Here is a 12695-nt window from a genome sequence, read left to right as displayed (position 1 = left end):
ATGCAGGGTTCTGTAATCAGAAGAATGTACGCGGGCTTTACGCTTATTGTCGTTCTTTTCGTCATCACCATTGGCATAATGCTCAACGGCATGAGTCAAATTCACGACAACTTTGGCTCAGTATCGAATACCTCTTTGCCTCTAGTGTCGATGTCTAACCAAACCAGCGTGGAGCTGCTATCGGCTGATAAGTCATTCAAAGACTTTCTTACTACGCAGAACGAAGAACGTATGGCACTTCGCCGTGAAGAGTTCTCCGCCTCTATGCAAAGCTTTGGCAGCGCACTCGAAGAACTCGCTCAGGTTAGCCAAGGCTTTCCAGAACTCGAAGCAGCCATTACCGAATTAAGAGACGTTCAAACGCGATACGATCAAGAAGCGCAGGTTGCGATGGATAACTATCAATCCATGTTCGCAGCTCAAGAACAAGTTCAGCAATCAACCCGCCGCTTTCAAAAACTCAATACTGACCTATCTGTCGGCATGAAAGAATATGTGGATGACGCATCGAGCATCTCAGTGAAAGTGATGGCGAAGAGCTATTTCATCAAACTAAAAGATGCTGAGCTCATTACCTCTGATGCACTAGCAAGCAGCGATACAACGTTCGTACAAGACGCAGTTAACAAAAACCGTAAAGCTGTCACGCACCTTAATTACGCGTTTAACGGTCTTGCGACACAGATGCCAGCGCTAAAGAAAGCGTTTGAAGCTTCGGTTCAACAGTTCTCGAAAGATGTGGGCCAAAAAGGCGGCGTGCTTGATCAACACAATAACTATCTGATCGCACGAGCTGCCCTGTATCAGAACATCGAGAACCTCGCGATTGAAGTAGACGGAGCTATGGAGACGTTGAATGGATTCAACGAATTTGCGACCGGTAATTTAAACCAGTCTCTCGCAAATGCTGGCGATATTTATGACCAGGGCGTTATCAAAGCTATCGGTATCGGCCTTGTGGTGACTCTAATTGCTGTGGGTATCGGCTATCATATTGCGCAAAGTGTCCGTCAGCCACTTAACAGCACGCTGAAAACACTTGAAAGCCTCACCGAAGGTGATATGACGCAGCGTATCGAAGTGAAATACAACAACGAGTTCCGTCGTCTTGGCAATCACATCAATACCCTCGCTGACAGTCTGCACAATGTCTTGGTTAAACTGAATGATGCGTCTGACAACCTAACAGAAACGGCAAGTAGCAACCAAGCGACATCGGCAAGTGCCCAGCAACAACTTAGTGCGCAAAGAGAGCAGACCGCTAACGTTGCAACCGCAATGACAGAAATGTCACATTCGGTGCAAGAGGTCGCTAACAGCGCGCAAAGCTCACTAAGCAAAGTGCATCAGGTAGAGTCTGCTTCTGAGTCTGGTCGACAAATCATGAGCACCAATATCAGCACCATCAATCAGCTTGAAACTCGCCTAAACGAATCAGTAGAAGCGGTTGGTGAACTTCAGAGAATGAGTAGCCAGATTGGCAGCATCTTGGATGTTATCCGCAACATCGCAGAGCAAACTAACCTTCTTGCACTTAATGCTGCCATTGAAGCCGCACGTGCTGGTGAGCAAGGACGCGGGTTTGCAGTCGTGGCTGATGAAGTTCGTGTACTGGCTCAGAAAACGACCGAGTCGACCACTGAAATTGAAACCATGATCGGCAACTTGCAGTCGAGCTCGAAAAGCGCAGGTCAAGTTATCGAAAGCTGTATGAAAGACATGGAGCTTTCTGTTGAGCAGGCATCGAGCGCAAATGGTGCGATGGAAGAGATTCAAGCCCTGATCATCGAAATTAGCCAGATGAGTACTCATATCTCGCAGGCAGCAGGTGAGCAAAGTGAGACCACTGCAGACATCGCTAAGAATATCGAAGAGATTAACCATATCGCAGATGATAGTTATCAAGCTATGTCAGAAATTGCCTCTACCAGCCAGAGCTTAACCAGCCTTGCCAACCAGCAAAGTGAGCTAGTTCATCGCTTCAAGCTGTAAGGCTAAATAACACATTAACAGGTCAACTCACTGTTAATAATTCATCAAGAGCGGGATTCCTTTGAACCCGCTCTTGTTTTTTCCCTTCCGTGCCATTATATCTTGAGTATGGCTTGCTTTACTTTTTAAGGACCTAGCGCTTATCGCGCGACGTCGTCTTCCATTTTCTTCGGCAAGCCAAATGTTGAAGGAAACCCTATGGCCGTTCATGTAGGCATTATCGACCAAGATCCGATCCGCTTGGTCACTCCGTTACTTGATGATCGCACCGTCAGTCGTCACATCATTTTCATTGGTGACGAATCTCAATTTGGTATGTATGAGCGTCTCAACGCTGTTCTCGCTGAGCGTGAAATCACGTCTGAGTTTTTCGAAATCCCAAATATCGTCAACACGTCTGCGATCAAGCAATCTATCCTGAAGCTAGCAAACACACTGAAAGAGAAAAATCTGGAAGTGAAACTTAATGCTAGCTGTGGCCTTCGTCACCGCCTACTTTCTGTTTACGAAGTATTCCGCACCTTCCATTGGCCAATCTTTGTCGTCGAACCAAACAGTGACAGGATGTGCTGGCTTTATCCTGAGGGCGCGCAAGATGCGCAGGTCCAAGACCATATTACTATCGGTGACTACCTCACTATCTTCGGTGCAAGAGGTGAGTTTACCGATTACGACCTGCCTCCTCAGCTGGACAAAAAACTTTACGACCTTGGAGAGAAATGGGCAAGTAATGCGCTTGAACTTGGTCCGGGTCTTGCGACGCTGAACTATCTCGCGACCACGTGCCGCAAAGAGCAAAAACTAGATGTAGCTCTATCTGAAAAGCAGCAAGGCTATCGTGAGCTAAACATGCTAATCAGCGACTTGGTTGAATCCCAAATTGCCAGCTACGACAATGGCGTGCTGACGTTTATCAGTGAAGATGCGAGACGCTTCTCTAATGGCGAGTGGCTGGAGAATCTGGTTCATAGCACGGTTAAACAGATCCGCGAGGACGTTCCGACGATTCAAGACCATTCACTCAATGTTCAAGTATACCGCCAGCTTGGTGAGCGCGAGGTTCGCAATGAACTCGATGTTGCCTCTGTGGTCAACAACAAACTTCACATCATCGAGTGCAAAACAAAAGGTATGCGAGATGATGGTGACGACACACTCTACAAACTTGAATCACTTCGCGATCTTTTAGGCGGCTTGCAAGCGCGCGCCATGTTGGTGAGCTTCAGACCACTGCGTCATAACGATATTACTCGTGCTGAAGATCTTGGTCTCGCGCTTATTGGCCCTGATGAGCTGAAAGACCTCAAGCGTCACCTGACTATTTGGTTCCAAGGCGCAGGTGGTATCGACGAGCGCTCACGTCTGAGTTAATCACAGACTTCGGACACAAAAAAGGCTTGGCAATGATTGCCAAGCCTTTTTAATGCATCAAAGTTCGTTATGCCGACTTCATTTGCTCACGCTTTACTGCCGCTATGTGCTTCATACCAACAATCAACACACAGACATAAGCCGCGATCGTCAGACCTAGAATCGCGAACGGAAGTGCTGCCCAGCCAAAACCATCAACAGCAATACCACTGATCACGCTACCCATACCGAAGCCTAGCGAAATAAAGAACATCATCAGACCTTGCGTCAGGCCACCACCCACAAAAGTGAGACGCGCCGCGATAGCTGGCGAAATCATATCCGTCACCGTGATACCTTGCAGGTAAACAAGGAACAGTGCGAGTGGGATGATGTAATGCAAAGACATACCTGCCTCAGCAATCACATACGCGATACCAATCACCACGATAGACGCCACTGCAGATAGTTTGAATAGACTTAGGTTACCGTAGCGAGCCACAAACTTTTCAGCCGCAACCAACACAATAAGACCGAGCACTGACGCAACAGATAAGTTTGCCGCTGACAGAGACTGAGCAACGCCATATCCATTTTCTAGGAGGTTAGGATACTGAGCCTGGAACGCACCTTGACCTGCACAAAGCAAGCCTACTGCGAGCAGGAACAGTCCAAAGTTAGAGAATACTACCTTGGCAATACCTACTTTTGGTGCATCTTCTTCCGCCGCAGCCGCAGCGATAGCCTCGGCATTATCGAGAATACGCTGTGCAGGCTTTTTGTTGGTCAGCATAGTTATCACAGCGAGAACAGCAACAATTGCCATCATCCCCATAAAGCGCATCTCATAAGACCAACCTAGGTCCGTGACATAAGCGAGTGCAATACCAGAAAGCAGCGAGCCAATGATAAGAACCTGCGCCATTCGACCCAGTTTGGAGGCTTCAGTTTTTGCATCGTAGCCAGCAAAAGTGATGAATACTGGGTTAAGCATGAGAAGGATCGCCGAGCCTGTGCCGAAGAAAATCGAGCCGATAGCCATCAGCGTAAAGTTATCTCCAGCTAAAAGGAAACTCGTGCCAGCCAATAGATAAGCGATCATGCCAAATAGCTGAGCTAAACGGTGCGCTTTGTATTTGTCAGCAAGCATGCCGATTACAGGAGCAGCAAGACCCGCAAGACCAAATAGGCCCATTGCTAGGCCAGCATCGGTTGGACTGCCAGTACGAGCAAGGATGAATGAAGGCACCATCATAGGAACGAAAACAATTTGGACGATGCCATAAGCAAAGTGAGCCGAGAACCAGCCTTCTAAGCCGAGTTTTTTCAACATGTTGCAGACCTCTTAAGGAAGATATCCATAGGGTTATTTGATTTAGGGATTAGCACAGCGTTAAGGCATCCTTCCTTTACCCAGACTAATAATAACTCCCTCAACAGGCGGTAATAAGTAACATACTGGTACCCTTCAACGGCTTTCATCTGTTACTCTATGCGCCCTGCATTTCGGAGAGCTTTTGAAGGCCGCAATCATAGCAAGCTCCCCTTTCCCCTGTAATAGTGTGGACTTCCCACTGTCAACATAACACTTCACTGGGCGTCAGAAATGCTATACTCTACCCATCATAACAATAAACTCATTAGCGACAGGTTTTGACGCTAATCCTATAGCTGGAAGTTTCCCCCTATGAACCTTACAAAACTGCGTGTCTTCGCCCTGACAGCTGAGCACGGATCGCTAACAAAAGTTGCCAACATCATGGGTAAAACCAGAACGTCTCTGAGCATGGCGCTATCAAGTTTGGAAGACGAGCTGGGGGTGGAGCTGTTTGAACGCACTCGTAACCGCTTAGTAATCAATGAAGCTGGCACTGCACTGCTGCCCGATTGTCGAAATATCCTTAAAATGGCCGAAAGCCTCTACTCAAAGGCTGAGCAATTTCGTCAAGGGGACAGCGATAAAATCCGCATTGCTTATGACGACACCCTCCCATCGAACTTCTGGCGTCGCCAGCTAGTTGGACTCGCCGACGAGTTCCCACATATTTCGTTAACGGCAATCAAAGCCTCAAGCGCCGATATCCCTACTTTGGTTAAAGAGAACCACGTCGATCTTGGCTATGGGCTGGTGTTCAGCTCTGGTGACGATCCGATGATCAAGGTTCGTGCACTGCAAAGAATCCGCATGATGGCCGTTTGTTCACCTGAGCACGCATTAGCCAAGCTTACCAATGTCACCAGCACCGATATCACGGCACACCGTCAAATTGTACTTTCTCACCTTTTTGACGAAATTCACCAAGATTTTCGACCAATTTCGAGCAGTACCATGAGTTTCTCCAACTACCAAGAGGTGTTGGAAGCTGTGGTTGATAACTTGGGTTGGGGCATTATTCCAGAGACATTAGTTAAGCAAGAACTGCGCAAAGAGCACTTGGTCGTGGTGAAACACCCTAATGGGATGTACTACGAGAGCTTTGGTGAGATGTCGAGACCAAATGACCATACCGTTGAGACGCGTCAGGCGTTAATTGATGGGATTGAAGAAGGGATCTACGATTTGTTCTAGGGGGAAGCCCATCAAAGCAAAAAGCCGAAGCAATAGCTTCGGCTTTTTCGTCTCAATCAGTCAAACAACCAATTAAACGATACGCAGACCGCCTTGAGCGATTGCGAAACGACGTGCGCGAGTGAACGAGTACGCGTTTGTGATACCTTCACCAGTTGGACCAGCGATTGTGAACGTTGAAGTACCTTCAGCGTTGTAACCTACACCAGATAGTGTTGGACCGTTGTGAGCGAAGATAGTTGTGTTGATAGCACGACCGAACTTAGTTACGTTCTCGATGTTACCAGAGTAGATACATGCAGAGTGCTTGTTACCACGCTCTGCAGCAACTGCGCGCTCGATAGCTTCGTCGATGTTCGCACAACGAACAACTGGAAGTACTGGCATCATTTGCTCAACGTGTACTAGTGGGTGATCGTTCTCAACAACCATAACCGCTAGACGAGTCTCAGACTCAACGCCGATAGACTTAAGGATTTCACCTGCGTCTTGACCAACGTGTTGCTTAACTGGGTGCCATACGCGTGCAATTTCTTGCGCAGTACATGGCTTAGCACCGTCGATTTCGTCCATAGTTAGGATTTGTGCAGTTAGCTTCTCAGCTTCTTCTGCAGAAAGCACGTAAGCGCCAGTTGCTTCTAGTTTAGCTAGGAACTCATCCGCTACTGAATCTTCAACGAAGACTTCTTTCTCACCGATACATAGTAGGTTGTTATCGAAAGATGCACCGCCGTAAACGCCAGCCGCAGCTAGGTCTAGGTTAGCAGAAGCGTCTACGATTACAGGTGGGTTACCAGCGCCAGCGCCTACACCTTTCTTACCAGATTGTAGGATTGCTTTAACTAGACCTGGACCACCAGTACCAACTAGCATGTTTACTAGTGGAGACTTAGCGATTTCGTTTAACGTTTCTAGCGTTGGCTCTTTAACCATAGTAACTAGGTTAGCTGGGCCGCCTGCTTCAACGATAGTTTTGTTGATCATGTCGATCATTACCGCAGAAACAACTTTAGAAGATGGGTGAACGTTGAACGTTACCGCGTTACCAGACGCTAGCATAGAGATAGCGTTGTTAACGATAGTTTCAGTTGGGTTAGTTACAGGAGTAACCGCACCGATAACACCATAAGGTGCACGCTCTTCTAGAGAGATACCGTTGTCGCCAGACCATACTTTAGTTTCTAGAACTTCAGTACCTGGAGTTTTAGCAGCTGTTAGCTGGTGCTTAGCGATCTTGTCTTCAACACGACCTAGCTTAGTTTCTTCACGAACCATTTTCGCGAAGTCTTCAGCTTTAGCTAGTACAGCGCCACGGATAGCAGTTAGGATTGCTTCACGGCCTTCTTTAGTAGAGTTAGCGTAGAATTCTACTTGTGCTTTGTGAGTTGCTTCGATTGCAGCTTCAACAGTTTCGAAAACGCCTTGTGCGTTGTTGATATCGAATGACATTATAATTACCTTCTGTAAAGTATTCAGTGGCAAGCCACTTTTAAAGAGCAAGCGCTTAACCTGCTCCTAATCTTTATTCAATTAAGCGAGGCTACGAATTAAGCGTAAACTTGAGCCGCTTCTTCGCCGTTCACTACGCGCAGCGTACCTAGTACTAGTGCTTCTAGCTCAACTTCACCTGGGAACTTAGTTACAGGAGCGATGAACTCAACGCGCTTAGTGATTTCAGCTGTGATGTACTTGCTGTATGCGATACCACCCGTTAGTAGGATGCCGTCAACTTTTTCACCGCCGAATACGGCGCCCATAGCAGCGATCTGCTTAGAAACTTGGTAAGCCATAGCGTCTGTTACTAGTTTGAACTCAGCGTCGCCAGCTTCCGCTTTCTCTTCGATTTCACGCATGTCGATGCTACCTGTGTAGCTGAATGCGCCGCCTTTACCTTGGATGAATGCTTTCATCTCAGCGTGCGTGTACTCACCGCTGAAGCAGATGTCGATTAGCTCGCGAGTTGGTAGGTCACCAGAACGCTCTGGAGTGAATGGACCTTCAGAAACTGCGTCGTTTACGTCAACAGTTTGGCCGCCCATGTGAGCACCGACAGTGATACCGCCACCCATGTGACAAACGATAACGTTCACGTCTTCGTACTTCTTACCTTGCTCTTCAGCGAATTTACGCGCGATAGCTTTTTGGTTAAGAGCGTGGAAACGACCTTTACGCTTGATAGCTTTGTGACCAGAGAAAGCCGCTAGCTCAGATAGCTCGTAAGTTACTGGAGCGTCAGTGAAGAATGCTTCGATGCCGTTCTCATCAGCGATTTCTTTGCCGATGATGCCTGCAAGGCTAGCTGGGTGCTGGATTTGCGCTTCTAGAAGGTCTGCGATTACTGCATCGTCAACCTTGTAAGTGCCACCAGCGATTGGCTTAAGAACACCACCGCGACAAGCAACAGCGTTTAGCTCAGAAGCTTTAACGCCCGCTTCTTCTAGAGCCGCTAGGATTGCTTCTTTACGGAATGCTTTTTGGTTTGCAACAACTGCACCGAATGGCGCTAGCTCTTCAGCGCTGTGACGTAGAGTTTTCTCGAACAGTTCAGTTGTACCTTCGAAAAGACCGATTTTTGTAGACGTAGAGCCTGGGTTGATAGCTAGAATTTTCATCACTTATAAACCTAAATTAAGTTATTGCTAGTTATAATTAAGCAGACGCGTCTGCTGCTTCTTTCTGCTGGCTCATAGCCGCTACAGAACATGCAAGCGCGATAGATACTGTCTTCTCAGCTTCGCCGTCAGCGCGAGAAACTAGAACAACAGGAATACGTGCACCAAGTAGAACACCCGCCATGCTGAAGCCAGCCATGTACTGAAGTGCTTTAGCAAATACGTTGCCTACTTCGATGTTTGGAACCATTAGGATATCGGCGTTGCCCGCTACAGGAGACTCGTAGCCTTTTAGGTTTGCAGCGTACTGAGATACCGCGATATCTAGAGAGATAGGACCAGAAACGATACAACCTTCGATTTCACCGTTTTGGTTCATTTTTTGAAGTTCTGCCGCGTCCATCGTCGCTGGCATCTTGTCGTATGGCTTCTCTTTCGCACACAGGTTAGCTACTTTAGGCTCTTCGATGCCTACAGAGTGCGCTAGGCTCACTGCGTTCTTGATGATGCCCGCTTTTTGCTCAAGCGTTGGCATGATGTTCATCGCTGCGTCAGTGAATACGTGGAAGCTGTCGCCGCCTTCTTTAAATAGAACGCCTGCGTGGCTAAGAACGTTACCAGTACGCAGACCGTGCTCTTTCTTAAGCACTTCTTTTAGTAGAACTGAAGTGTCGATTAGACCCTTCATTAGTAGGTCGCCTTTACCTTCAGCAATTGCAGATACCGCTGCAGTTGCGATTGCTTCTAGACCATCAGCTTCGATAATGTCGAAGTTCGCTAGATCAACGTTTGCTTTTGCTGCTGCTTCGTTGATTAGCGCGCGCTCACCAACAAGAATCACGTCTGCCATGCCTTCTTGGAATGCGTTGTTTGCTGCGTCTAGCGTTGCATCATCATGCGCTGCTGCAACAACCATGCGTTGCTTCTTACCGAACTTTTTAGCTTGCTGAATAAAGAAGTCTTTATTGTACATAGGGGCGATACCTTATATTTAAGAAGAGAGCCACTCGCCCTCTTTCTATTATCGATAAACACTTATCTCTAAAAACAATCCGTCACTGTGGAGCAATTGAAGCGGATTATTTTTTGGACCCTCGTGAAAGGTTGAGTTGAATTTATCGTAGGTATTGTCGGAATTAACGTCACTCAGTGTCAGTTTTTTTGACCGATTTACGGTAACAACTATTTGACCATGAATGGATTAACGCCTCTCACATCACTCTGAGCAATAAGAGCAGATCGTGATCACATAATTGGTGTATTTTGAGAGGGAATTTGACCGCTACATGACAAAGCAAAGCCCTGGCAGAACTAAGTAACACACCAGTTATATCAGGTATGTTACCTAGTATTTGTTAGGTAACATGGCATGGTAATAACGCAAATTCACCGCGATTATCTATTTACCTTTTCCAATAAAAAAACGAAAAAAGTCTCATACCAAACCCAATCATTCAGGCCGTGAATAATGCTTTTCAATTTGTAAAGTACAACAACGACACTAGAGTAAGTTTTTTTGACGCTGAGTGAAGTGCCTCAATCAAAGACCTTCCCCTATACTCGACCTCAGCAAATAACAGTGATTCGGAACGCTTAAGTTTATGAATCACAAAATAGATATTACATTGACTACCATAAGTAAGGGTCGACGATGACAATCCAAAATCGCCTAGAAGAAAGTGTTAAAAACCTAAACACTGTATTAGAAGAGCAAAAGCAACTTCTTGCTGAGCACAAAGCGAACCAAAACTACGCTGAACGCCTACAAAACCTGCTTACTCCAACAGATGAACTAAGCACTAAAGGTGATGACCTATACATCGGTGGCTGCAAAGCGACTGATCTCATTGAACAGTACGGTAGCCCGCTATTCGTACTAAGCGAAGACACACTACGTGGTAACCTACGCCGTGTTAAAAACGCGTTCGGCTCAAACTGGCCAAAGCCAGTGAACGTAATGTTCGCAATCAAATCAAACACTAACTACGCTGTTCGTGCTATTTGTAACGAAGAAGGCGTAGGTGGTGACTGTTTCGGTCCGGGTGAAGTTGAAGCAACTTACATTGCAGGTGCGGATCCAAAAACTATCGCACTCAACGGTACAGTGAAGCCTGAGCTAGCTATCCGTAAAGCGATTGAGTACGGCTACGCAATTCACCTAGACTCTTACGAAGAAATTGAAATCGTAGAGCGCATCGCTGCTGAAGTTAAGCCAAAAGAAAAAGTACGCATCGCAGTACGTCTAAAAGTTATCCCAGAAGATTTCTTCAACGACTTCGAACCAGATGCATACCCGTTCCCTAACTTCATCGGCGCGATGAAATGGATCAAATTCGGTCTACTAAAAGAAGAAGCGAAGAAAATCGTTAACCGCGTTAAAGAAATCGATGCATTCGAATTCTACGGTTTCCACACTCACCTAGGTCGCTTCTCTAAGCAACCAGAAGGTTGGGATGCGCTATACCGTGAGTACGCACGCAACGTTATCGAGATCTCTCGTGAGTGTGGCGTTCAACCATTCCAAATCGACCTAGGCGGCGGTTGGCCACGTGAGCGTGAGCCAGAGTGTCGTAGCGTTGAGCACATGATGAACCGCAACACTATCGAAGACTACGCTGCTATCGTATGTAAAGGCATGCTAGAAGAATTCAACAAAGAAGGCTTCGAGATCCCACAACTATGGCTAGAACCAGGTCGTTACATCGCGGGTAACATCGGTACACTACTAACGTCTGTATACGTAGTGAAAGATGACCAAGAGATGGACTACACCTACACAATGGTTGACGCGTCTACTTACCTAGCAACGCTAGTTGAGTCTCAAGAGTCTAAGAACCCAGTTCTACCAGCGAACAAGATGACTCAGCCTCTTCAAGAGAAGACGACTGAAGTAGCGGGTCCAATCTGCATCCCATCAATCTGGGAAAGCGGTGCACGCATGCCAGCTCTAGAGCCAAAAGACGTTCTAGCTATCATGGATGTAGGTCACTACGCAGAGTCTCAAGCGAGCCAATTCAACTCACTACCTCGTCCTGCAACTGTACTAGTTAAAGACGGTGAAGCTGAGCTAATCAAGCGCGCTGAAACGGTTGAAGACGTATTTGCTACGCAAATCCTTCCAGAGCGTTTCAAAAAAGCAAAAGCAGAACTTGAGAAGCAGCGTAAAGCATAATTCTTAAGTCTTCTGGACGGACAAAAGCCTCTCAATTGAGAGGCTTTTTCGTATCTGTCACCTAGATAACTACACCGACACGCAGTTAACAAAAAAGCGGAACAGTTGCCTGCTCCGCTTTTCTATAATCTCGCTTTCTAACAGCGACTGCCGTTAATCAAGTAGCTTGCGCGCCGCTTCCACAACCACGCGAATAGAACGAGTCTCTGCTTGTTTCAACGTATCGTGATCCGGTGTCTCTTTTTGCGTACGGTTGATGATAACGCCCGCAACACAGCCAGCTCGTAGACCAGAACTTGCACACATGGTTAGTAGCGTGGCAGATTCCATTTCAAAGTTAAGCACACCCATTTGTTGCCACTCTTCCATAGAACCTTGGAAACGACGTACTACACGACCCGAGAACGTATCGTAGCGCTCTTGACCTGGGTAGAAAGTATCGCTCGATGCTGTCACGCCAGTATGTACAGTTGAACCCGCTTCAATAGCCGCTTCTTTCATTGCCGTTGCTACATCGAAGTCTGCGACCGCTGGGAACTCCATTGGCGCGAAGTGTAGGCTTGCACCATCAAGGCGAACCGAGCCTGTGGTCACAATCATATCGCCCACATTCACATGTGATTGAATCGCACCTGTAGTACCAACGCGCAAGAAGGTGCGCACACCAAGTTGTGCCAGCTCTTCTACCGCGATAGACGTTGATGGACCACCGATACCAGTCGAACAAACCACCACTGGCTTGCCGTCTAGTTTTGCACGGTACACAGTGTACTCACGTTGGCTTGCCAAAAACTCTGGCTCATCCATCAACTCAGCGATCTTCTGAACTCGAGCTGGGTCACCTGGAATAATGGCAATTGTCGCGCCTTGTAGATCTTCTTTATTTACTCCGAGATGGAAAACAGCTTGGGACATGGGGGACTCCTTTTGTCTCTTGGGTATGGGTTTAAGCTTATAAGATAGCGAGAGCAATAAACGTACTCAGATCACACTTTATTAA

9 protein-coding genes are annotated in these 12695 nt (G+C 47.0%); 4 read left to right on the top strand and 5 right to left on the bottom strand.

Annotated features, from left to right (window positions below):
* Complete coding sequence (locus tag J4N45_RS12510) at positions 1 to 1992, top strand: methyl-accepting chemotaxis protein (protein WP_252011640.1); 1992 nt, start codon at positions 1 to 3, stop codon at positions 1990 to 1992.
* Positions 1993 to 2190: 198 nt separating this feature from the next.
* On the top strand, positions 2191 to 3363 hold the full coding sequence (locus J4N45_RS12505; RefSeq protein WP_252011639.1) for a DUF1887 family protein: 1173 nt from the start codon (positions 2191 to 2193) through the stop codon (positions 3361 to 3363).
* A gap of 67 nt (positions 3364 to 3430) precedes the next feature.
* On the opposite strand, the gene J4N45_RS12500 is transcribed toward J4N45_RS12505, so the two are convergent.
* Entirely contained in the window at positions 3431 to 4675 is a 1245-nt protein-coding gene (locus J4N45_RS12500) for an MFS transporter (RefSeq protein WP_252011638.1), read from the bottom strand.
* 354 nt (positions 4676 to 5029) lie between these two features.
* Here J4N45_RS12500 and J4N45_RS12495 point away from each other — a divergent pair, with 354 nt between their 5' ends.
* Complete coding sequence (locus J4N45_RS12495; protein ID WP_252011637.1) at positions 5030 to 5911, top strand: LysR family transcriptional regulator; 882 nt, start codon at positions 5030 to 5032, stop codon at positions 5909 to 5911.
* A 72-nt stretch (positions 5912 to 5983) separates the two neighbouring features.
* Here the strand turns inward: J4N45_RS12495 and J4N45_RS12490 are convergent, their stop codons facing one another.
* From J4N45_RS12490 to J4N45_RS12480, 3 genes are all read right to left on the bottom strand, one after another.
* Positions 5984 to 7360 carry an aldehyde dehydrogenase gene (locus J4N45_RS12490; RefSeq protein ID WP_038229549.1) on the bottom strand — a complete coding sequence of 459 codons (1377 nt, stop codon included), beginning with the start codon at positions 7358 to 7360 and terminating at the stop codon, positions 5984 to 5986.
* A 98-nt stretch (positions 7361 to 7458) separates the two neighbouring features.
* A complete protein-coding gene (gene buk, locus J4N45_RS12485; RefSeq protein WP_234495507.1) occupies positions 7459 to 8523 on the bottom strand; it encodes a butyrate kinase in 1065 nt (354 codons plus the stop codon).
* Positions 8524 to 8560: 37 nt separating this feature from the next.
* Positions 8561 to 9496 (bottom strand): bifunctional enoyl-CoA hydratase/phosphate acetyltransferase, encoded by a 936-nt coding sequence (locus J4N45_RS12480; protein WP_042476694.1) that lies wholly within the window; start codon positions 9494 to 9496, stop codon positions 8561 to 8563.
* Between the two features lie 678 nt (positions 9497 to 10174).
* Here J4N45_RS12480 and J4N45_RS12475 point away from each other — a divergent pair.
* Positions 10175 to 11695, top strand: coding sequence for a diaminopimelate decarboxylase family protein (locus J4N45_RS12475; protein ID WP_252011636.1), 1521 nt, complete (start codon positions 10175 to 10177; stop codon positions 11693 to 11695).
* Between the two features lie 153 nt (positions 11696 to 11848).
* Here the strand turns inward: J4N45_RS12475 and udp are convergent, their stop codons facing one another.
* Positions 11849 to 12610 (bottom strand): uridine phosphorylase, encoded by a 762-nt coding sequence (gene udp, locus J4N45_RS12470; RefSeq protein WP_252011635.1) that lies wholly within the window; start codon positions 12608 to 12610, stop codon positions 11849 to 11851.
* Between the last annotated feature and the right edge of the window lie 85 nt (positions 12611 to 12695).

This window comes from Vibrio sp. SCSIO 43140, from assembly GCF_023716585.1.
Classification (GTDB): Bacteria; Pseudomonadota; Gammaproteobacteria; order Enterobacterales; family Vibrionaceae; genus Vibrio; species Vibrio maritimus_B.
The sequence above is the reverse complement of the archived record's forward strand: the minus strand, read 5'-3'. Positions and strand labels throughout refer to the sequence as shown.

What these genes read in the sequence shown, in the direction of transcription:
- J4N45_RS12475 (WP_252011636.1), top strand. Translation starts at nt 10,175, where the DNA reads ATGACAATCCAAAATCGCCTAGAAGAAAGTGTTAAAAACCTAAACACT.
- J4N45_RS12490 (WP_038229549.1), bottom strand. Translation starts at nt 7,360, where the DNA reads ATGTCATTCGATATCAACAACGCACAAGGCGTTTTCGAAACTGTTGAA.
- J4N45_RS12480 (WP_042476694.1), bottom strand. Translation starts at nt 9,496, where the DNA reads ATGTACAATAAAGACTTCTTTATTCAGCAAGCTAAAAAGTTCGGTAAG.
- J4N45_RS12500 (WP_252011638.1), bottom strand. Translation starts at nt 4,675, where the DNA reads ATGTTGAAAAAACTCGGCTTAGAAGGCTGGTTCTCGGCTCACTTTGCT.
- J4N45_RS12505 (WP_252011639.1), top strand. Translation starts at nt 2,191, where the DNA reads ATGGCCGTTCATGTAGGCATTATCGACCAAGATCCGATCCGCTTGGTC.
- buk (WP_234495507.1), bottom strand. Translation starts at nt 8,523, where the DNA reads ATGAAAATTCTAGCTATCAACCCAGGCTCTACGTCTACAAAAATCGGT.
- J4N45_RS12495 (WP_252011637.1), top strand. Translation starts at nt 5,030, where the DNA reads ATGAACCTTACAAAACTGCGTGTCTTCGCCCTGACAGCTGAGCACGGA.
- J4N45_RS12510 (WP_252011640.1), top strand. Translation starts at nt 1, where the DNA reads ATGCAGGGTTCTGTAATCAGAAGAATGTACGCGGGCTTTACGCTTATT.
- udp (WP_252011635.1), bottom strand. Translation starts at nt 12,610, where the DNA reads ATGTCCCAAGCTGTTTTCCATCTCGGAGTAAATAAAGAAGATCTACAA.